17 protein-coding genes are annotated in these 20,535 nt (G+C 63.4%); 8 read left to right on the top strand and 9 right to left on the bottom strand.

Annotation, left to right across the window (positions count from 1 at the left end; translation table 11 throughout):
• The first annotated feature begins 3 nt into the window (after positions 1 to 3).
• On the top strand, positions 4 to 984 hold the full coding sequence (locus RB2654_RS11795) for an NAD(P)H-quinone oxidoreductase (protein ID WP_040885651.1): 981 nt from the start codon (positions 4 to 6) through the stop codon (positions 982 to 984).
• Between the two features lie 114 nt (positions 985 to 1,098).
• Here the strand turns inward: RB2654_RS11795 and RB2654_RS11800 are convergent, their stop codons facing one another.
• The gene (locus RB2654_RS11800; RefSeq protein WP_008331762.1) at positions 1,099 to 1,584 is read right to left on the bottom strand and encodes a MarR family winged helix-turn-helix transcriptional regulator; all 486 of its coding nucleotides are present in this window, start codon (positions 1,582 to 1,584) and stop codon (positions 1,099 to 1,101) included.
• Between the two features lie 243 nt (positions 1,585 to 1,827).
• On the opposite strand from RB2654_RS11800, the gene ectA reads away from it, so the two are divergent.
• From ectA to RB2654_RS11820, 4 genes are read left to right on the top strand one after another with little or no spacing between them, the layout of a single operon-like run.
• Complete coding sequence (gene ectA, locus RB2654_RS11805; protein WP_008331763.1) at positions 1,828 to 2,361, top strand: diaminobutyrate acetyltransferase; 534 nt, start codon at positions 1,828 to 1,830, stop codon at positions 2,359 to 2,361.
• 50 nt (positions 2,362 to 2,411) lie between these two features.
• On the top strand, positions 2,412 to 3,713 hold the full coding sequence (gene ectB / locus RB2654_RS11810) for a diaminobutyrate--2-oxoglutarate transaminase (RefSeq protein WP_008331764.1): 1,302 nt from the start codon (positions 2,412 to 2,414) through the stop codon (positions 3,711 to 3,713).
• Positions 3,714 to 3,719: 6 nt separating this feature from the next.
• Entirely contained in the window at positions 3,720 to 4,115 is a 396-nt protein-coding gene (locus RB2654_RS11815) for an ectoine synthase (protein WP_008331765.1), read from the top strand.
• Positions 4,116 to 4,131: 16 nt separating this feature from the next.
• A complete protein-coding gene (locus RB2654_RS11820; protein WP_008331766.1) occupies positions 4,132 to 5,562 on the top strand; it encodes an aspartate kinase in 1,431 nt (476 codons plus the stop codon).
• A 617-nt stretch (positions 5,563 to 6,179) separates the two neighbouring features.
• Here the strand turns inward: RB2654_RS11820 and RB2654_RS11825 are convergent.
• The 6 genes from RB2654_RS11825 to RB2654_RS11850 all read right to left on the bottom strand — a co-directional run bounded on the left by RB2654_RS11825 (position 6,180) and on the right by RB2654_RS11850 (position 13,657).
• Positions 6,180 to 6,956, bottom strand: coding sequence for a transglutaminase-like domain-containing protein (locus tag RB2654_RS11825; protein WP_008331768.1), 777 nt, complete (start codon positions 6,954 to 6,956; stop codon positions 6,180 to 6,182).
• Positions 6,957 to 7,130: 174 nt separating this feature from the next.
• Entirely contained in the window at positions 7,131 to 8,174 is a 1,044-nt protein-coding gene (locus RB2654_RS11830) for a saccharopine dehydrogenase family protein (protein ID WP_008331770.1), read from the bottom strand.
• 66 nt (positions 8,175 to 8,240) lie between these two features.
• Positions 8,241 to 10,082 carry an ABC transporter ATP-binding protein gene (locus tag RB2654_RS11835; RefSeq protein ID WP_008331771.1) on the bottom strand — a complete coding sequence of 614 codons (1,842 nt, stop codon included), beginning with the start codon at positions 10,080 to 10,082 and terminating at the stop codon, positions 8,241 to 8,243.
• A gap of 1 nt (position 10,083) precedes the next feature.
• Positions 10,084 to 11,016: an ABC transporter permease subunit gene (locus tag RB2654_RS11840; protein WP_008331773.1), complete on the bottom strand. Its 933-nt coding sequence runs from the start codon at positions 11,014 to 11,016 to the stop codon at positions 10,084 to 10,086.
• A 12-nt stretch (positions 11,017 to 11,028) separates the two neighbouring features.
• Complete coding sequence (gene oppB / locus RB2654_RS11845) at positions 11,029 to 11,952, bottom strand: oligopeptide ABC transporter permease OppB (RefSeq protein ID WP_008331775.1); 924 nt, start codon at positions 11,950 to 11,952, stop codon at positions 11,029 to 11,031.
• Positions 11,953 to 12,031: 79 nt separating this feature from the next.
• On the bottom strand, positions 12,032 to 13,657 hold the full coding sequence (locus tag RB2654_RS11850; RefSeq protein ID WP_040884783.1) for a peptide ABC transporter substrate-binding protein: 1,626 nt from the start codon (positions 13,655 to 13,657) through the stop codon (positions 12,032 to 12,034).
• 318 nt (positions 13,658 to 13,975) lie between these two features.
• On the opposite strand from RB2654_RS11850, the gene RB2654_RS11855 reads away from it, so the two are divergent.
• Positions 13,976 to 16,177 carry an NADP-dependent isocitrate dehydrogenase gene (locus RB2654_RS11855; protein WP_008331778.1) on the top strand — a complete coding sequence of 734 codons (2,202 nt, stop codon included), beginning with the start codon at positions 13,976 to 13,978 and terminating at the stop codon, positions 16,175 to 16,177.
• Between the two features lie 238 nt (positions 16,178 to 16,415).
• Here the strand turns inward: RB2654_RS11855 and RB2654_RS11860 are convergent, their stop codons facing one another.
• Both RB2654_RS11860 and RB2654_RS11865 read right to left on the bottom strand, forming a co-directional pair.
• Entirely contained in the window at positions 16,416 to 17,153 is a 738-nt protein-coding gene (locus tag RB2654_RS11860; RefSeq protein ID WP_040884785.1) for a 3-keto-5-aminohexanoate cleavage protein, read from the bottom strand.
• 14 nt (positions 17,154 to 17,167) lie between these two features.
• A complete protein-coding gene (locus RB2654_RS11865; protein WP_040885654.1) occupies positions 17,168 to 18,487 on the bottom strand; it encodes an aspartate aminotransferase family protein in 1,320 nt (439 codons plus the stop codon).
• A 133-nt stretch (positions 18,488 to 18,620) separates the two neighbouring features.
• On the opposite strand from RB2654_RS11865, the gene RB2654_RS11870 reads away from it, so the two are divergent.
• Both RB2654_RS11870 and RB2654_RS11875 read left to right on the top strand, forming a co-directional pair.
• The gene (locus tag RB2654_RS11870; RefSeq protein ID WP_138422509.1) at positions 18,621 to 19,484 is read left to right on the top strand and encodes a MurR/RpiR family transcriptional regulator; all 864 of its coding nucleotides are present in this window, start codon (positions 18,621 to 18,623) and stop codon (positions 19,482 to 19,484) included.
• 34 nt (positions 19,485 to 19,518) lie between these two features.
• Complete coding sequence (locus tag RB2654_RS11875) at positions 19,519 to 20,484, top strand: TAXI family TRAP transporter solute-binding subunit (protein ID WP_008331782.1); 966 nt, start codon at positions 19,519 to 19,521, stop codon at positions 20,482 to 20,484.
• Positions 20,485 to 20,535: the final 51 nt, after the last annotated feature.

The following is a 20,535-nucleotide window of genomic DNA, read 5'->3' on the forward strand; positions in this document are numbered from 1 at the left end:
ACCCTGCCCAAGACCATGCGCGCCGTCGAGATCACCAAACCCGGCGCCCCCGAGGTGCTGCAACCGACCACGCGGCCCGTGCCCGCGCCGGGTCATGGCGAGATCCTCATCGAACTGGCCTATGCGGGCGTGAACCGCCCCGACGCGCTGCAACGGGCGGGCATGTACGCCCCGCCCCCGACGGCAAGCGATCTGCCGGGGCTCGAAGGCTCCGGCACCGTCGCCGCCATCGGCCCCGGCGTCACGGAATGGTTAGTGGGCGACGAGGTCTGCGCGCTCCTCCCCGGTGGCGGCTATGCCGAATACGTCACCACCCCGGCGGCACACGCGCTGCCGATTCCCAAGGGCATGGGTCTGAAAGAGGCCGCCTGCCTGCCCGAGACCTATTACACTGTCTGGTCGAACGTGTTCATGCGCGGCGGGCTGAAGGCGGGCGAGCGGTTTCTGGTGCATGGCGGCTCCTCCGGCATCGGCACGACCGCGATCCAGCTTGCGAGCACGCTGGGCGCGCGCGTCTTCACTACCGCAGGCTCGGACGACAAGTGCAAGGTCTGCACCGACCTTGGGGCCGAGGTGGCGATCAATTACAAAGACGCGGATTTCGTCGAGGTCATGGCCGAGGCGGGCGGCGCGAACCTGATCCTCGACATGGTCGGCGGCAGCTACATCGCCCGCAACATCAAGGCGCTCGCAGACGAGGGCCGAATGGTTCACATCGCATTCCTGACCGGTCCCAAGGCCGAGATCAACTTCGCCCAGATCATGGCCCGCCGCTTGACGATCACCGGCTCGACCCTGCGCCCGCAGTCGGATGCCGCCAAGGCCGCCATCGCCGCCGAATTGCGCGAACACGTCTGGCCGCTTCTGGGCGCGGGCCGCGTGAAGCCGATCATGGACAGCACCTATCCGCTGGACGAGGCCGCCCGCGCCCACGCCCATATGGAAAGCTCCACTCATATCGGAAAGATCGTGCTGGAAGTCTGACGCACTCAGGATCACCCCGGGCACGCATCGTCTTCTCTGGTCCTCAAATACCTCGGGGGTGCGGGGGCAGCGCCCCCGCTTCGGTCGGATGGGCTTCAGCCCATTCGAAACCGCTCAGTGCCGCTTGCCGCCGTGATGAATGTCGCCCGTCGTCAGAACCGGCGAGGCGTCGATATCTTCGGCGTCCAGCATGGCCGCCACGCGCTCCAGCGACGCGATGATCTGCGCCTGCTCCCAGTCCTCCAGCGCCTCGAACTTGCGCACGTAACGCTGTTGCAGCGCATCGGGGGCTTCGTCGACGGTCGCCTGACCTTCGGCCGTGATCGTCACGTTGGTCTGGCGCCGGTCGCGCTCCGACCGCTCGCGGGTCACAAGGCCGCGCGCCACCAGCTTGTCCACCAGCGCGGTGATGGTCGCCTGGCTCACGCCCATGCGGGTCGCGATGTCCGACGGGGTCGCGTGCCCGATCTCGCCCACGATCTGAAGCGCACGGAACTGCGCGGCGGTCAGCTTGGCCGCATTGGCCAGCTCTTTGCCGTAAAGCTCGGTTGCGCGCAGGATGCGCCGCAGGGCGATCAGGCTGATATCGGTCCGGTCCATCCCATCTCCTTCCAAGAGCTTTGATGGCATAGCGAGGAGGTCTGAAGCAATCATGTTACTTAGATAGACTAATCTTTCATGAATTAAAGGTTTTGAGTCGCTCATTTACTAAGTAAATTCACGCAATTTCCCCATAAAACAGGCGATTTCAGCCGATTTCCGGCATTTTTTCCTTTGAAGGTTGAAACAAAACGCCTCCCAAACTACTTTAGTCTACAAAGGAACTTTGGAGAGGACCGAAACATGCATACTGCGAAAGACCTTCCCCGATCCGGAAAGCTCCGCCTTCGGAAGCCGAATTCCGAGGACGGAGCGCAAATCTGGGACTTGATCCGCGAGTGCAAGCCGCTCGACGAGAACTCCGTCTACTGCAACCTGCTGCAATGCGACCATTTCCGTGACACCTGCGTGGTGGCGGAGCTGGACGGCGACATTGTCGGCTGGATTTCCGGCTATCTCGTGCCGAACGAAGAGGCGCTCTTCGTGTGGCAGGTGGCCGTGAGCTCCAAGGCCCGGGGTATGGGTCTGGGTGGCCTGATGCTGGACGAAATCTTCGGTCGCGAAGAATGCGACGATGCCAACGTCCTCAAGACCACCATCACGAAAGACAACGACGCCTCGTGGGCGCTGTTCAAGAAGTTCGCGAAACGCCACGGCGGCGAGCTCGAGGACGAAGCTCATTTCAAAAAGGACGATCACTTCGAAGGCCGTCACGACACCGAACACATGGTGACGATCACGCTGCCGGACGAGGATGACATGGCGAAGGCCGCGTAATCGACGCGGCCCCCCGTCCTTTTCACAATCAGACATCGAAGGAACACGTTATGACGACAGACAAACAGTCTGCGAACAATCCCGTTTTTGAACGCCGCGAGTCGGAAGCCCGCTCGTACTGCCGCGGTTTCCCGACCACCTTCGCCAAGGCGCAGGGCTCGATCATGACCGCGACAGACGGCACCGAGTACATCGACTTTCTCGCCGGGTGCTCGTCCTTGAACTACGGCCACAACGACGCCGACATGAAGGCGGCGCTGGTCGAGCACATCACGAACGACGGCATCGCCCATGGCCTCGACATGTACACCGAGGAAAAGGCCAAGTGGCTCGAAGCCTACGAGAACATCGTGCTCAAGCCGCGCGGCATGGACGACTACAAGGTGATGATGACGGGTCCGACCGGCACCAACGCCGTTGAAGCCGCGATGAAGCTCGCCCGCAAGATCACGGGCCGTCGCAACATCATCTCGTTCACCAACGGCTTTCACGGCATGACGATGGGGTCGCTGTCGCTGACCGGGAACGCCGGCAAGCGTGGCGGCGCGGGCACGCCGCTGGGTGGCGTGACCCATATGCCCTATGAGGGCGCGATGGGCGAAGGTGTGGATACGCTCGCCTTCATCGAAACCATGCTGGACAACGGCTCGTCCGGCGTCGACGCGCCGGCTGCGTTCATCTTCGAACCCGTGCAGGGCGAAGGCGGTCTGAACGCCGCGTCGAAAGAATGGATGGAAGGCATCGCCAAGCTTGCCAAGAAACACGGCGCGCTGCTGATCGTCGACGACATTCAGGCGGGCATCGGCCGCACCGGCAAATACTTCGGCTTCGAAGGCATGGACATCGAGCCGGACCTCATCACCCAAGCGAAATCGCTGTCGGGGTTCGGTCTGCCGTTCGCCTGTCTGCTCATCAAGCGCGAGTATGACGTGTGGAAGCCTGCCGAGCACAACGGCACCTTCCGCGGCAACACCCATGCTTTCGTCACGGGTCGTGTCGCGCTGGAGAAATTCTGGGCCGACAAGGACGCGATGGAAGCTTCGACCGCCGAGAAGGCCGAGATCCTCGAGAAAGGTCTCGGGAAACTCGCCGACCTCATGCCGGGTGCCTACCTCAAGGGCCGTGGCTTCATGCGCGGTGTCGACGTAGGCAGCGGTGAGCTGGCCGGAGACATCTGTGCCCGCGCCTTCGAAAAAGGCCTCATCATCGAAACGTCGGGTGCCGACGACGAGGTGGTCAAGGTGCTCGCCGCGCTGAACATCCCGAACGACGTGCTTCAGAAGGGTCTCGACATCGTTGTCGACGCCGCCCGCGAAGTGCTGAACGAAAACCACAAATACGCTGCGGAGTAACGACACATGCTTATTCGCGACTTCAACGAACTGAAGAACACCGACAAGTCCGTCTCGGACGCGCGCTGGAACTCCGTGCGGATGCTTCTCGCCGATGACGGTATGGGCTTTTCGTTCCACATCACCACGATCGAGGGCGGTTCGGAGCACACGTTCCACTACAAGAACCACTTCGAGAGCGTCTACTGCATCTCGGGCAAGGGTCGGATCACCGACCTCGCCAAGAACGAGACGCATGAGATCAAACCGGGTGTCATGTACGCGCTCAACGAGCACGACAAGCACACGCTGGTGGCCGATGAAACGCTGGTGCTGGCCTGCTGTTTCAACCCGCCGGTGACCGGCAAGGAAGTGCATCGCGAAGATGGCTCCTACGCCGCGCCCGACGAAGACGCTGCCTGAAAACGGGGAAAGACCAATGTCTGACCGAAATCATACTGTCGAAAAGATCGGCGGCACGTCGATGAGCCGTGTGAATGAGCTGCGCGATACGCTGCTCATTCGCGAAGGCGATCTTTATAACCGCGTGTTCGTCGTCTCTGCTTTCGGCGGGATCACCAACCTGCTGCTGGAACACAAGAAAACGGGTGAGCAAGGCGTTTATGCCGCGTTCGCCGACAGCGAAACCGACGACCACGCCTGGATGGCCGCGCTGAAGAAAACCGGCGCGGCGATGGAAGAGGCGCATCGCGCGGTGCTCGACCATCCGGCCGACATCGCGGACGCGAACGACTTCGTGGCCGAACGGATGGCGGGCGCACGGTCGTTCCTGATCGACCTCGGCCGCCTGTGCTCCTACGGCCACTTCCGGCTGACCGAGCATATGTCGATGGTGCGCGAGCTTCTGTCGGGTCTGGGCGAGGCGCATTCCGCCTATGTCACGACCCTGATGCTGAAGCGTGCTGGCGTGTCGGCCCGGTTCGTCGACCTGTCCGGTTGGCGCGACGAGGGCGACTGCGACCTGAACGAACGCATCGAAAAGGGTCTGGCTGACGTCGATCTGGCTACCGAGATGCCCATCGTCACCGGCTATGCCCAGTGCAAGGAAGGGCTGATGAAGGAATACGACCGGGGCTACTCGGAAGTGACCTTCGCCCGCATCGCGGCGCAGACCCACGCGAAAGAGGCGATCATCCACAAGGAGTTCCACCTTTCGTCCGCCGACCCGAATCTCGTCGGCGAAGACAACGTGCGCAAGCTGGGTCACACCAACTATGACGTGGCCGACCAGCTGTCGAACCTCGGGATGGAGGCGATCCACCCCTCGGCCGCCAAGATGCTGCGTCAGGCCGATGTGCCGCTGCGCGTGACGAATGCATTCGAGCCGGAAGATCCGGGCACCCTGATCGACGACAGCCGCGGCGATACGCCGGGGGTCGAGATCGTGACCGGGCTGGATGTTATCAGCATCGAAGTGTTCGAACAGGACATGGTGGGCGTGAAGGGCTACGACACGACCATTCTGGAGGCGCTCAAGCGTCACAAGGTCTGGATCGTGTCGAAGACCTCGAACGCGAACACCATCACGCATTACGTCAAAGGCTCGCTCAAAGCCGTGAAACGCGTGGAGGCCGACGTTCAGGAACGCTTCCCGCAGGCCGAGATCAAGATCCGCAGCCAGTGCATCGTGTCGGCCATCGGTCGTGACCTGCGCAAGCAGTCGGTGCTGGGTCGTGGCCTTGCCGCGCTGGACGAAGCCGGGCTGGACGTGATCGCCGCCCACGCGACGCCGCGCAACGTGGACGTCCAGTTCCTGATGCCGCGCGACGAAGCGGACGAGGCCATCAAGGTTCTCCACCGTGCGCTGGTCGAACAGGAAAAAAAAGACCAGCTGCGTGAAGCAGCGTAAGGCATTGCCTGACACTCCAAAGTTCCAAAAAGAACGTCAGGCATAGACTGAGGCCCCCCGGTGACGAGCCGGGGGGTCTTTTTTGTAGGGATCAACTAGCGCTTCTTCCCAAGGCCCGGCGACCCCGCTTGCTTCATTGGGAGGTGCTGATTTTGCCAGTCCAAGTAAGAACGCCCGGAGCGTGCGGCTCTTTTTCGCCTATCTGCGATGTTCAATTGGTTTAGCTCGGCCTCGAGCTTTCCAAGTGTCACCCGCTCTTTTCGAGCGCGAATAACGATCTCCTCAATTCGTGCAGATGCTTCCCGCAGGCGTTTGAGCTCCGACCCAGAAGCGCACTTGGACTCTTTTCGTATTCTAGTCCGAGCCGTGTTTACCAGCTCCCAAACTTGCTTTGACATACCAGTTTTCGAGCGAGCCATTGCGACCCTCAGAAAGTGGACGAAGTAATGGTTTATACACTCCTTCAAAGTCCACATCCTGTCAAATTCGGTACGAGCGTAAGAGCAGCATCGCCTTAAAGGAATCCGACCGATCTTAACGTCAAGCTATCGCGAAGAGCCCTTTTTGACAGGTGCAACGACGCCCTTTCAGATTTAGATCTACCTCTGTGGCTCACCCTACCCCCGCACCACCGACACCGCCTGATAGATCAGGTTCGCGGGCGCCTGCGACTCCATGAAGGCGATGTCGTAGGCGTCGCGGCCCACGGCGATCTTGGCGAGCGTGTCGGGCGTGCCCATGCCGGTCGGGTCGACGAGGTGCCATGCCCCGTCGAGCCAGACTTCGGCGACCGCATGGAAATCGGCGGGCCAGACGTCGGGGCCGTAGGCGGCGACCATGCGGGCCGGGATTTGCGCGGCGCGGACCATGGCGCAGATCAGGTGGGCGTAGTCGCGGCAGACCCCCTGACGGCCCGCGAAGGTTTCGAGGACGTTGGTGTCCGCATCCGAGCTTCCGGGCACATAGGACAGGTTGTGTTCGATCCAGTCGCGGATCGCGGCGACCTTGGCCCCGCCCGTCAGATCACCGAAACGCTTGCCGACGAAGGCAACGAACTTGTCCGACTGCACGTAGCGCGAGGGGCGCAGGTAGGGCGCGACTTCGGAGGGCAGCTGGTGGATCGGCACGGCGGACAGGCTGTCGAGCGGCACGTTCTTGCGCGTCACGTCCACCTTGGCCTGATAGGTCAGATACATCTCGTTGCCCGGCACCCGCGCCCAGACCCGCTGGCCGACACCGGAATCGCCCGTGATCCGGTCGATGGTCGCATCCCCGAAGGTGATCCATTCTTCCGCGATTTCCTGCCCGTCGGTATGCGCCGCCTCAAGCGCCAGAAAGACGGTATTCGCCTGCGTGAAGCCGTAGTGCATGGTGACGTCGATGTTCAGGCGCATGGGCGGCTCCACAAGGTTTGGTGACAAGAAACGGGCGCGCTTCGCCAACCCTCACGGGCGGGGAGCGGTTCCGATGTCGGTTTCAGTCAGGGTGTTTCGCCGCCCCACTATCCGGCCTTCGCGCGGCGATCAATGGGGGATTGCGGGGTAGCCCGGTGCCGCGCCTTCGATCCCTCAGTTTCGCAGCACGCTCCCCTCGAAGCCGAGGATATAGTCGGACCCGAACGCACGCGCGGGGGTGAGAAAACCGGGGGCCGTCTGCCCCTCGGACACCGCCTTGGCGATGCGTGTCGCGGTCAGGCTGGTCAGGTAGTAACCCTCGGCGGTCGTCATGACGTGCTGCACGGCATCGCCCTTTGCGTTCTCGGCGCGGCCATAGACGATGCACCGCCCGGTGGACCTTGCTGTGGCGTCGGGGCCTTCCGGCATTCGCGCAAGCACCCGGTTGACGATCGCGCGTCCGGCACCGGCCAGAAAACGGCGCAGGAAAAGCGGCAGCTTCAAAAGGGTCACCATATCCTTGGGCGGGACGAGAAAGACCTCGATGTTCGGAATGGCGGTCGTATGCCAGGCCGTCACGATGTCGCCCCAGCTGATCGCAGCCACCCGCTCCGGCCCCTCGCCCATGTCCAACGTCGAAAAGACACCGCCGGGACGCGGCACAAGGTCACCGTCGCGGCGCACATAGGGCGGGTTGCCCAAATGCGGGATCGCGGACATCGCGGTCCCGCGCGACGCCTGCGCCATGCCTTTGAAGGCGAGCGTCAGCTTGGTCGCATCCGGCAGGCGTTCCTTGAGCATCGCCGCCATGCAGTCGGTCGGCACCACGTCGAAGCCGGTTCCCGGCATGATCGTGATACCCGCCGCCTTGGCCCGTTCATCCAGCGCGGCGCAGCCCGCGAGCACGTCGATCTCGCCGGTGATATCGAGATAGTGGGTGTGCGTCGCAAGGCAGGCCTCTGTCAGCGCCGCGTAGGTTTCGCGAAACGGCCCGGCGCCGTTCAGCAGCGTGTCGATCCCGTCGAGGGCCGCACGGGTCGCCGCACGGTCATCGACGCCGAAGGCCACCCATTCGAGCCCGAGATCCTCGGCAAGCGGCCCCAGCCTCGTCGCGTCGCGCCCGCCGAGGCGCGGGGTCAGACCCATCTTCACCGCTTCGCGCGCGATCAACTCGCCCGTGTAGCCATAGGCCCCATAGATCAGGATCTGCCCTGCCATTCCGTCCTCCCCGGTCCCGCGTGGGCCGACGCTAGCAGATCGCAAACGGCCTGTCCCAATCTGTGCCTAGCGAACGGGTTCCACCACCTCGTCGCTGACCATCGGTTCGGCGGCGAGGATCACGTCGAGCGGATCGTGCTCCGCCACCCAATGCCCCGGCGCGATCTGGTTCAGTCGCGGCGTATAGTCTTCGTTCCCGGCCCGCAGCTTGGACGGCAGGAACCTGAGCGCGGCTTTCGGGTCCAGCGGCGAGGGCAGTTCACCGGGGATGCGAATACGTTCCCGCGTGCGTTCCAGTTCCGGGTCCGGAATCGGAACCGCGGAAATCAGCGCCTTGGTGTAGGGGTGCACCGGATCTTCGACCACGGTCCCGGCATCCGCCAGTTCCACGATGCGACCGAGATAAAGCACCATGATCCGGTTCGAAATCGCGCGCACGACGGACAGGTCGTGGCTGATGAAGATCATCGACATGCCGAACTCGGCCTGAAGGTCTTTCAGCAGCCGCACGATCTGGGCCTGAATGGACACGTCGAGGGCCGAAACAGCCTCGTCACAGATGATGAGCTTGGGCTTGTTGATCATGGCGCGGGCGATGCCGACGCGCTGGTTCTGACCGCCCGACAGCTCATGCGGGTAACGGTTGAACATGCCGCGTTCCAGACCCACGCGGTCCATCATCGCCAGCACTTCGTCCTTGCGCTGGGACTTCGACAACTCCGGGCGGAAGGTCTTGAGCGGCTCGGCGATGCTGTCGGAAATCGTCATGCGCGGGTCGAGCGAGGCGAGCGGGTCTTGAAACACCAACTGCATGTCCTTGCGCGACTTGGTCAGCGCGCGTTTGTCGAGGTCCGTGAAAGACGACCCGAGCCACGACACCGCGCCGCCCGTGGGTTCGATCAGGCGCAGCACGGCGCGGGCCAGCGTGGACTTGCCGCAGCCGCTTTCGCCCACGACACCAAGCGTCTCGCCCTTGGCAAGGTCGAAGGTCACGCCGTTCACGGCCTTGAGCGGGATGGTCCGCCCGAACAACCCGCCCTTCACGCGGATCGGAAAATGCACCTGAATGTCGTCGGCGGACAGAAGCGGTTCGGCCGTCTCTGCCGTGCCCTCCGGCGCGCCCTCGTCGTCGATGCGCGGCATCGCGTCGAGCAACTTTTTCGTATAGTCGTGTTTCGGCGCGTTGAAGACCTGCATCACATCGCCGGACTCGACATATTCGCCCAGCTTCATCACCTCGATCCGGTCGCACATGCGCGCCACCACGCCCATGTCGTGCGTGATGAGCGCGATGGCCGTCCCGCTCTGGGTCTGCAATTCATGCATGAGGTCGAGGATTTCGGCCTGCACCGTCACATCGAGCGCCGTGGTCGGCTCGTCCGCGATCAGCAGCTTCGGCTCGCACAGCATGGCCTGCGCGATCATCACCCGCTGGCGCATCCCGCCTGACAGTTCGTGCGGATACTGCGTCATGCGCCGCTCGGCCTCGGGGATCTGCACGCGATTGAGCCAGTCGAGGCAAGCCCGCCGCGCCGCCGATCCCGACAGCCCCTTATGGACCTTCAGCACTTCGGCCATCTGGTCGCCGACCTTGAGGTGGGGCGTCAGCGCAGTGAGCGGGTCCTGAAAGATCATGCCGACGTCCGAGCCGCGCAGGCGGTTCAGCTTGCCGACGGGCAGGTTCAGGATTTCGTTTCCCTGAAACGTCACCGATCCGGTGGCGCGGCCGTTTGGCGGTAAAAGGCCCATCGCGGCCATGAAGCTTTGCGACTTGCCGGAGCCGGATTCCCCGACGATGCCAAGGCATTCGCCGGCCTGAATATCGAACGACACGCCTTTGACGGCTTGAACCTCGCCGTCCGGGGTCGAGAAAGAAACGCGCAGGTCGCGGGCGGACAACACGGTCATATCAGCGGTCCTTCGGGTCGAGTGCATCGCGCAGACCGTCACCGATGAAGAACATGGTGATGATGATCGCGACGTAGAAAAACAGGGGGAACAAAAGCTGCCATGTGGTGCCATAGGCCATCGTCCCGGCCCCTTCCGATATCAGCTTGCCGAGCGACGTGTAGGGTTCTGAAATCCCCAGACCGAGGAACGAGATGAACGACTCGGTCAGGATCATCTCGGGCACGAGGAGCGAGGCATAGACGATCACCACGCCGATCAGGTTCGGCAGGATGTGGCGGATCATGATCTGCACCTCGGACACGCCCGAGGCGCGCGCGGCCTCGATGAATTCTCGGGTTTTGAGGCTCAGGGTCTGCGCCCGCACGATCCGGCTCATCGTGAGCCAGCCGACCGCACCCAGGGACACGAAGAGCATGAAGAACGAGCGCCCGGCGATGACCAGCAGCAGAATGATGACGAGGGTCAGCGGGATCGCCAGCAGGATGTCGACGAACCGCATCATGGCGCTGTCGACCCGGCCCCCCACGTAGCCCGCGACAAGCCCATAGGTCGTGCCGATAATGAGCGCGGTGAGCGCCCCCACGAGGCCCACGAGCAGCGAGGTGCGCGTCGCCTGAATGACGCGGGAATACAGGTCGCGGCCAAGCTCATCGAGACCGAAGAAGTGGCCGTTGGCGATGGACGGCGCGCCCTCGGACGCGATGTTCCCCATCCGATCCCAGTCGATTTCTTCGTTCGACCACTGGGCGAAGAGCGGGCCGACGATCACGAAGATCACGATCAGGGCGAGCACGAAAACGCTCGCCATCGCGGCCTTGTTCTGAACGAACCGGATCTGCGCGTCTTTCAGGAGCGAGCGGCCCTTGACCGGGATCTGGTCGGTGAAATCGTCCGCCACGGCGGCGGCGCGTTGGGAGCTTCCGAAAACCATGTCGTTTCCCCCTCAGTAACGGATCTTGGGATCGAACCACGCATAGGCGAGGTCGGTGATGAGGTTCACGAACACGGTGAGCGTGCCGTAAAGGATCGTGACGCCCAGAAGCACGGCGTAGTCGCGGGTGAGCGCCGATCCGACATAGGCCGCGCCAAGACCGCCGGTCGAGAAGTAGAGGTCGACGAAAACCGAGCCGGTGAGCACGTAGACGAAGACCGGGCCAAGATAGCTGACCACCGGCAGAAGTGTGGGTTTCATCGCGTGGCGCCAGATCACCGTGCGGGTCGGCAGGCCCTTGGCCCGCGCCGTGCGAATGAAGTTGGAGTTCAGCACTTCGAGCATGGACGAGCGCGTGAGGCGCGCGATGTTGCCCATGTAGGAGGTCGAGAGCGCGATCACCGGCATGATGAGGTATTGCCACTGCCCGCCGTTCCAGCCGCCGCCCGGCAGCCAGCCCAGCCAGAGCGTGAAAACGAGGATCAGGATCGGGCCCATGATGAAGTTGGGCAGCGCCTGTGCGCCGATGCCCATGCTGACGGCGGCATAGTCGATCCACGAATTGTGCCGGATCGCGGCGGCGACGCCGAGGCCGACGCCCACCACCGTCGCCGCGATGAAGGACAGCGATCCGTAAGTCAGCGAAATCGGGAAACCCTGCGCGATGATGTCGTTCACGTCGCGGTCCTTGAACTTGAACGACGGGCCGAAATCGAAATGCAGGACGATGTTGGTCAGGTAGTCCCAGAGTTGCTTCCAAAGCGGCTGATCCAGCCCATAGCGCGCTTCGAGGTTGGCGAGCACGGCGGGCGGCAGGGGGCGTTCCGAGGTGAACGGGCCGCCGGGCGCATACTGGATCAGGAAGAACGAGGCGATGATGAGGATCAGGATCGTCGGGATCGCGATCAGAAGTCGCCGGATGATGTAGGAAACCACGGGCCACCCTTTTGGAAAATGGGGTGCGCGCCCCGGACGGTCCGGGGCGCGCGCATTTCAACGATGTGAAAGGCTCTGATTACTCGGCGATCTTGTAGAGATCTTTCGAGTACCAGTTCTGTTCGACGTTATCGACGGGCCAGCCGCCCAGATCGCTGTCGAGCATGTAGACACCGGCGTAGTGGTAGATCGGGATCACCGGCATCTCTTCGTAAAGGATTTCCTCGACCTCGGTGTAGAGCGGCGAGGTGTCGTCGGACGTCTTGGCCTGTTCCAGCAGTTCGTCGACGCGCTCGTTGGAATACTTGCCGTCGTTATAGCCCGACTGGCTGTCGAGCAGGTCGAGGAAGGTCGAGGCTTCGTTGTAGTCGCCGCACCATGCGCCGCGGGCCATTTCGAAGTTCTGGTTGCCGCGCTCTTCGAGGAACACTTTCCATTCCATGTTGGCGAGCGTCGCCTGAACGCCCAGCTTCTGCTTCCAAAGCTGGCTCAGGGCCACCGCGACTTTCTCATGCGCTTCCGAGGTGTTGTAGACCATCTCGAATTCCAGCGGATTGTCGGGGCCGTAACCCGCTTCGGCCAGAAGGTCTTTGGCCATCTGGTCGCGTTCCGCCTGGCTCATCTCGGTCCACGGCAGGGTCGGCGGCTCGAAGCCCGCGACGGCGGCCGGGGTGAAGGTATAGGCCGGGGGCTGCCCGCCCTGCATCACCTTCTCGACGATGATGTTGCGGTCCACGGCCATGGCGAGCGCCTTGCGCACGTTCACGTCCTTGAACGCTTCGGGGCCGGAATCGGACACGTTGAAGGTGTAGTAGTAGTTACACAGACGCGGGAAACTCACCGCTTCGTCCGGGTATTCTTCGGAGAGGGACGGATACTGACCGGCCGGAATGTCGGTGCGGTCGAGCTCGCCGGCGAGGTAACGGGTCAGCGCCACGTTCTCGTCGTTGATGACCAGAGCCACGACACGGTCGATGATCGTGTTCTCGTTGTCCCAATACATCTCGTTGCGCACGCGCACCGAACGCTCGCCCGGCAGGTGCTCTTCCAGCACGTAGGCGCCGTTCGAGACGATGTTCTCCGGTTTGGTCCATTCGCTGCCATGCTCTTCGATCACCGACTGCGGCGACGGGAAGGTAGTGGAATGGGTGGTCATCTGCGGGAAGTAGGGCAGCGGCGCGGTCAGTTTGACCTCGAGCGTGTAGTCGTCGATCGCGGTCACGCCGAGTGTTTCGGGATCGGCTTCGCCCGCGACGATCTCCGACGCGTTCTCAAGCGACATCAGCTCCATGAACCACTGATAGGGGGACGCGGTTTCGGGGTCCGCCGCACGGCGCCAGGCATAGACGAAATCGTTCGCCGTCACCGGATCGCCGTTCGACCACTTGGCGTTCTCACGCAGGGTGAATGTGTAGGTCTTCTTGTCCTCGGACGCCTCGTAGCCCGTGGCAACGCCCGGCACCAGATTGCCGTCGGCATCCTGGTTCATCAGGCCCTCGAACAGGTCGCGCACCACGTCCGAGCCATCGACGTCTTCGACGATCTGCGGGTCGAGCGACGAGAATTCGTCAAGCTGGCGGTAGGTGAAGGTCTGGTCGTCGGCAAGGGTCACACCCTCGGGCACGTGGCTTTCCGCCAGCGCCGCGCCGGTCAGCATGGTGGTCGACATAAGCGCCGCCAATGCCAATTTGCTCATATGTTTCATTTCGCGTTCTCCCTGTTTTGATGAGGTGCGGTTGTCGCCCTTGGGCGGCCCCGATCTTTTTTCCGATCGGTCAACTCTAACCGGGACTAGTCTTCCGGCAAGGTGATGCAAGCCTTACGCGACGAAAGCCTGCGGGAATTTGCTCAAATATTAGCGAGAACGCGGCGTCCACCCTGTCTCAGATAGAAAAACGGCGCGAATCCGTTCGGTATACCGTTGCACACATTGACTTGTGAGCGGGCGTGAATTAGGCGGTCAGCAACCTCACGCGGGGCGGATTCTCCCCTCGCGTCACCCCGATCCAGCGGAGAGCGACACATGGCCAACGGCGATACCCCCGACATCATCTACACCCAGGTGGACGAAGCCCCGGAACTGGCGAGCCATTCGCTCCTCCCGATCATCCGGTCCTTCGCGCAGGCGGCGGATATCGACGTCGCGATCCGCAACATCTCGCTCGCGGGTCGGGTTCTGTCCCAGTTCCCCGACGTGCTGACCGACGAGCAGAAGGTCGAAGACGACCTCGCCGTTCTGGGTGAGATCGTGAAGCAGCCGGGCGCCAACGTCATCAAGCTGCCGAACATCTCAGCCAGCCAGCCGCAGCTCGACGCCGCGATCAAGGAGCTTCAGGAACAGGGCTACAAGCTGCCCGACTATCCCTATGAGCCGTCGACCGACGCCGAGAAGGATATCAAGGCGCGTTACGACGCCGTCAAAGGCTCCGCCGTGAACCCGGTGCTGCGCGAAGGCAACTCGGACCGCCGCGCCGCCAAGGCGGTGAAGAACTACGCCAAGGCCAACCCGCATTCGATGGGCGACTGGGCCAAGGATTCCAAGACCACCGTCGCCTCGATGCCGGGCAACGACTTCTTCGCAAACGAAAAGTCGGCCACCATCACGGCCGAACAGGCGGGTGGCGCCAAGATCGTGTTCCTGTCCGATGACGGCAACAGCCGCACGCTGAAGGACGGTCTCAAGTACGAAGAAGGCACCGTGGTCGACGCGACCTTCATGTCGGCTTCGACCCTGCGCGACTTCATCCGCGCCGAGATCGACAGCATGGAGCCGGGCGTTCTGTTCTCGGTCCACCTCAAGGCCACGATGATGAAGGTCTCGGACCCGATCATCTTCGGCCATTTCGTCGCGATCTACCTAGAAGAGTTCATCTCCAAGCACGGCGAAAAGCTGAAGGAACTGGGCTGGAACCCGAATTCGGGCATCGGCGCGCTGGAAGCGAAGATCGAAGGCGACGAAGACCTGAAAGCCGACCTCAAGGCCGTGATGGACAAGCAGCCCCCGATGTACATGGTCGACTCGGATCGCGGCATCACCAACCTGCACGTGTCCTCGGACGTCATCATCGACGCCTCCATGCCCGCCGTGATCCGCGCCGGCGGCATCGGCTGGGGCCCGGACGGGAAAGCCGCGCCGACCAAGTGCTGCATCCCCGACAACTGCTATGCGCCGGTCTATGACGAGACGATCGAATACTTCAAAGAAAACGGCAAACTCGACGTCACCACCTGTGGCGCCGTGTCGAACGTGGGCCTGATGGCGCAGAAGGCCGAAGAATACGGCTCGCACCCGACCACCTTCGAAATCCCGGCCTCGGGCAAGGTCCGCATCGTTCTGGACAACGGTGACATCCTGCACGAGCACTCGGTGAACGAGGGCGACATCTGGCGCTCGGCCACCGCCAAGAAAGCGCCGATCCTCGACTGGATCCAGCTGGGCATCGACCGCACGAAAGCGACCGGCAAGGCCGCCTTCTGGCTGGATGCGAACCGTGCGCATGACGCGGAGCTCATCAAATACGTCGAGCCCGCGCTGAAAGAGGCCGGGATCGACATTCCGATCATGGCGCCCCGCGAAGCCACCCGTTTCACGCTGGAAACAATGGTTGCGGGCGAGGATTGCGTGACGATCACCGGCAACGTGCTGCGTGACTACCTCACCGACCTGTTCCCGATCCTCGAGCTTGGCACCTCGGCCAAGATGCTGTCGATCGTGAAGCTGATGAACGGCGGCGGCCTGTTCGAGACCGGCGCGGGCGGTTCGGCCCCCAAGCACGTGCAGCAGCTGGTGGAAGAGAACCACCTGCGCTGGGACTCGCTGGGTGAGTTCTGTGCGCTGGGTGAAAGCCTCAAGTTCCTTGCCGATGCGCGTGGCAATGCCAAGGCGCAGGTGCTGGGCGACGCAGTGGACGTGGCCACGCAGAAGGTGCTGGAAAACGGCAACTCGCCGGAGCGCAAGGTCGGCCAGCCCGACAACCGCACCTCGCACTACTGGTTCGCCCGTTACTGGGCCGAGGCGCTGGCGGCGCAAGACACCGACGCCGACCTCGCCGCGCATTTCCAGCCCGTTGCGGCGGCTATGGTCGAGAACGAGGCGACGATCCTCGAAGAACTGATGGCCGGTCAGGGCGAAGCGGTCGATCTGGGCGGCTACTACCACCCCGACGAGCCCAAGACCTTTGCCGTCATGCGCCCCTCGGCGACGCTGAACGGCATCATCGACTAAGGGTCGGTGGGAGAGACTGAGACAGGGGCGTGCTGCGGCGCGCCCCTTTTCGTTTGCCGCCTGTGACTAGCCGGGCGAGCACCTGCCCGTGGGGTGGCGCTCCGAACCTTCATGGTTAGCGCTTTATCCAAGCCAAGACCGGACGACCTCAATCCTCGCGCGAACGTCTACACAGCGCCAGCCCGCGGGAACGGGCAGGCGTTCGTCCGGCGGCCTGACGGCCTTGATTCCGGACGGATCAGAGACCCAACTTCGAAACCACCTCGGCCACCCGTTCCGCATTATCCCGCGCCACGCTCCCGTCCTTGTTCACCAGCGAATTCTCGAAACCCACCCGGCACTTGCCGCCCGCCTTATGCGCGGCGCGCAGACAGTCGGTTTCGCCCCGACCGAAGGCGCAGAGCATCCAGTCCGGCTCCAACCGCTCGCGTTTCATCCAATCGGTGAAGGGCTTGAGCATCGAGGGTTTCGACACCTGCCCATCGACATAGCGCCCGAGCACAAAGATCAGTTGCAGCGCGGGGTCGCGCAGCAGGCCCTCGGGCAGAGTTGCGGCGAGGCCTTCGGCATCGGACACGTCATAGAGGATGTGCTGCACCGCGATCCCGCGTTCGGCGGCATAGGCGTAGAACGAAGGCGCGCCCTCTTCCCGCGTGATCTCGCGCCACGCCGCCGACACCATCCGCGCCCCGGAATGGAGCGCCACGTATTTCTGGTGGCCGGGGTCATAGCGCCCGCCCGCCTCGGTCGTGATCTGAACGGGAAGCGCGGGGAGTTCGCGCGCCAGATGCTCTAGCGCCTCACGATAGGCGCCACTGTCCAACAGGTGCCCGCCCTCGATGTCGCGCAGGTGGAGGTGCAGACCGTCCGCTCCGGCGGCCATGCAGGCGCGGGCCGTTTCCGCCACCTCGTCCAAGGTGATCGGGAGCGCGGGGTGATCGGTCTTGGTCTTGGTCGCCCCGTTGGGTGCAACCATGAGCGACGGCAGGCTCACAGCACCGCCCCGAACGCCTGACCCAGCTTGTCCACCAACTCGCCCAACTGGTCGTCGGTCAGGATGAAGGGCGGCGCGAGCAGAACGTGGTCGCCCTGCACCCCGTCGATGGTGCCACCCATCGGATAGCAGATGAGCCCGGCCTCGAAGGCCGCCGCCTTAACCTTTTTGTTGATGCCCAGCGCCGGGTCGAACGGTGCCTTGGTCTCGCGATCCGCGACGATTTCGAGACCCCGGAACATGCCGCGCCCCCTGATATCGCCGATATGGGGATGCTGACCAAAGGCCTCGAACAGCGCAGCCCCCAGTTTCTCGCCCATATCCGCCGCCCGCGCTGCCATGCCACCGTCAGTCAGTTTGGTCACGACCACGTCCGCCGCCGCCGTCGCCATCGGGTGGCCGATGTAGGTGTGGCCGTGCTGGAAAAAGCCCGAGCCATTCTGGAAGGCGTCGAAAATGCGCGCGGTGCAAAGCGTCGCGCCAATCGGCTGATAGCCAGCGCCCAGCCCCTTGGCGATTGTCACGATGTCGGGCGACACCCCGTCCTGTTCGCAAGCGAACAGCGTGCCGGTCCGGCCCATGCCGCACATGACCTCGTCGAGGATCATGAGGATGCCGTAGCGGTCGCAGATCTCGCGGATGCGCTTGAAGTAGCCGGGCACCGCAGGTACCGCGCCCATGGTCGCGCCGACCACGGGTTCCGCGATGAAGCCGATGACGGTTTCGGGGCCGACGCGCAAAAGCTCCGCCTCCAACTCGTCCGCGACGCGCTGGCCGTAAGCCACCAGATCCTCGCCGTCCTCCTGCCCGCGATAGGCGTAGCAGGGGGCGATGTGGCTGGTCTCGACCATCAGCGGCTGGAACTGCGCGCGCCGCCACGCATTGCCGCCCGTGCCCAGCGCACCCAGCGTGTTGCCGTGATAGCTTTGCCGCCGCGCGATGAAACGCCCCCGGCTTTCCTCGCCGATCTCGACGAAATACTGCCGCGCCATTTTCAGCGCAGCCTCGACCGCCTCGGACCCGCCGGAGACGAAATAAACCTTGTCCAAGCCTTCGGGCGCATGGGCGATCAGGCGGTCCGCAAGCCGCTCGGCCGGTTCGGAGGTGAAGAACCCGGTGTGCGCGAAGGGAATCGCATCGGCCTGCGCCTTGATCGCCGCGATCACGTCGGGGTCGGAGTGCCCCAGACAGGACACGGCCGCGCCGCCCGAGCCATCGAGGTAGGGTTTTCCAGCCTTATCAAAGATATAGCCCCCCTCACCGCGCGTCGCGACGGGGGGCGTTTGTTTGGCGGAACGATGAAAAACGTGGCTCATGGCCTTGGACTCCGGGACCGACTCGGTCGATTGCACGCTTTCAGCATGAAACAGATGGTTCACACGTTGACAAGATATGAAACAGATGAAACGGTCCGAGTCGGGTGTTTCAGTTTCGCCGGGGTAACTTTTCGTGCTGCACAGTTTTGAGGAACGATTGGCCTCGAACTACGACGCGCTGTCGGCGCGGCTGCGCGAAGCGGGCGATTACATCGCCGCCAATCCTCTCGACACCGCCACCCGGTCGCTTCGGGCCGTGGCCGACCACTCCGGCCTCGCCCCGGCGACTTTCACCCGGCTGTCCAAGGCGCTGGGTTACGAGAATTTCGAGGAATTGCGCGAAGGGATGCGGCGGCGGCTCGAACGGCGCCAAGCCAGTTTCGCGGCCCGTGCCGACGCGCTTCAGGGAGCGAGCGACGGGGGAAGCGCCGACCTGATCCGCCGAACCCGCGAAGCATCGCTGACCAATATCGACCGCCTGACGGACGAGATCGACACCGCGAAATTCGACACTATCGCCGATCACCTTCATGCCGCGCGACGGGTCGTGCTGCTTGGCGGTCTCGGCTCCACGGCCATTGCGGAATACGCGGCCTATATGGGCAACTTCCTGGGGGACAACTGGATGCCCGCGGGGCGCATGGGGGCCTCGGTCGGGGCGGCGCTCTCCGACCTCGACCGGCGCGACGCGCTGATCGTCTTTACCAAGCCCCCTTTCGCGAACACGTCGATCCGGGCCGCGGAATTCGCGCGGGCGCGGGGCGTCTACGTGCTCGTCGTCACCGATACGCACACCTGCCCCGCCCTGCGTCATGCGTCGGCGCGGGTCGTCGTGCCGACCGAAAGCCCCAATTTCTTTTCGTCCTACGTGGCGACCATGTTCTTCGTGGAAACACTGATGGCCATGATCGCGCAACGCGCAGGACCCACCGCGACCGAACGGATCGCGGATGTCGAGACCGCGAACCGCGCCTTGGGCGAGGTGATCGGCCTCTGAACCACAAGACCAACCAAACTAACGGGAGAAAGATATGACAAAGCATCTCAGATACGGGCTCGCCGCCCTCGCCACCGTGGCCTTCACGGCCCCGGCGATGGCGCAGGAAGAGTTCATCACCATCGGCACCGGCGGTGTCACGGGTGTCTATTACCCGACGGGCGGCGCGATCTGCCGTCTGGTGAACAAGGGACGCAAGGATCACGGCATCCGCTGTTCGGTCGAATCGACGGGTGGCTCGGTCTACAACGTGAACACGATCAAGGAAGGCGAGCTCGAGTTCGGCGTCGCCCAGTCCGACATTCAGTACAACGCCTATAACGGCGTGGTGCAGTTCGAAGACGGGGCCTTCGAAGGCCTGCGCGCCGTGTTCTCGGTCCACCCGGAGCCGTTCACGGTCGTTGCGCGTGCCGATGCCGGCATCACGACCTTCGACGACCTCAAGGGCAAGCGCGTCAACATCGGCAACCCCGGATCGGGCCAGCGCGCCACGATGGAAGTGCTGATGGAGAAGATGGGCTGGACCGCCGACGACTTCGCGCTCGCGTCCGAGCTGAAGGCCGCCGAACAGTCCGCCGCCCTGTGCGACAACCAGATCGACGCGATGGTCTACACCGTCGGTCACCCGTCGGGGTCGATTCAGGAAGCCACCACCGCCTGCGACTCGGTCCTCGTCGAGGTGTCGGGCGACGCCGTGACGGCGCTGGTCGACGAATTCCCGTTCTACCGCACCGCCACCATCCCCGGTGGCATGTATCGCGGCAATGACGAAGACACGATGACCTTCGGTGTCGGCGCGACGTTCGTCACTTCGGACGCCGTGTCGGAAGATGCCGTCTATGCGGTCGTCTCGTCGGTCTTCGAGAACTTCGAGGACTTCAAGGGCCTGCACCCGGCCTTCGCGAACCTCGTGCCCGAAGAGATGATCTCGGCCGGTCTGTCCGCGCCGCTGCATCCGGGCGCCGAGAAGTACTACAAAGAAAAAGGCTGGATGGAATAATCCAACCCGTGCCGATCAGGAGGGCGGTCCGCCGCCCTCCCCTCCCAAAGT

The sequence above is a fragment of the Maritimibacter alkaliphilus HTCC2654 genome, from assembly GCF_000152805.1.
Taxonomy (GTDB): Bacteria; Pseudomonadota; Alphaproteobacteria; order Rhodobacterales; family Rhodobacteraceae; genus Maritimibacter; species Maritimibacter alkaliphilus.

Coding starts and splice junctions, on each gene's coding strand:
- RB2654_RS11830 (WP_008331770.1), bottom strand. CDS start 8,174: ATGGCAGGGCAGATCCTGATCTATGGGGCCTATGGCTACACGGGCGAG.
- RB2654_RS11835 (WP_008331771.1), bottom strand. CDS start 10,082: ATGACCGTGTTGTCCGCCCGCGACCTGCGCGTTTCTTTCTCGACCCCG.
- RB2654_RS11825 (WP_008331768.1), bottom strand. CDS start 6,956: ATGCGCCTGAACATCGACGTCACCATGCACTACGGCTTCACGCAGGCG.
- RB2654_RS11840 (WP_008331773.1), bottom strand. CDS start 11,016: ATGGTTTTCGGAAGCTCCCAACGCGCCGCCGCCGTGGCGGACGATTTC.
- RB2654_RS11800 (WP_008331762.1), bottom strand. CDS start 1,584: ATGGACCGGACCGATATCAGCCTGATCGCCCTGCGGCGCATCCTGCGC.
- RB2654_RS11855 (WP_008331778.1), top strand. CDS start 13,976: ATGGCCAACGGCGATACCCCCGACATCATCTACACCCAGGTGGACGAA.
- RB2654_RS11860 (WP_040884785.1), bottom strand. CDS start 17,153: ATGGTTGCACCCAACGGGGCGACCAAGACCAAGACCGATCACCCCGCG.
- ectB (WP_008331764.1), top strand. CDS start 2,412: ATGACGACAGACAAACAGTCTGCGAACAATCCCGTTTTTGAACGCCGC.
- RB2654_RS11815 (WP_008331765.1), top strand. CDS start 3,720: ATGCTTATTCGCGACTTCAACGAACTGAAGAACACCGACAAGTCCGTC.
- ectA (WP_008331763.1), top strand. CDS start 1,828: ATGCATACTGCGAAAGACCTTCCCCGATCCGGAAAGCTCCGCCTTCGG.
- RB2654_RS11850 (WP_040884783.1), bottom strand. CDS start 13,657: ATGAAACATATGAGCAAATTGGCATTGGCGGCGCTTATGTCGACCACC.
- RB2654_RS11820 (WP_008331766.1), top strand. CDS start 4,132: ATGTCTGACCGAAATCATACTGTCGAAAAGATCGGCGGCACGTCGATG.
- RB2654_RS11875 (WP_008331782.1), top strand. CDS start 19,519: ATGACAAAGCATCTCAGATACGGGCTCGCCGCCCTCGCCACCGTGGCC.
- RB2654_RS11865 (WP_040885654.1), bottom strand. CDS start 18,487: ATGAGCCACGTTTTTCATCGTTCCGCCAAACAAACGCCCCCCGTCGCG.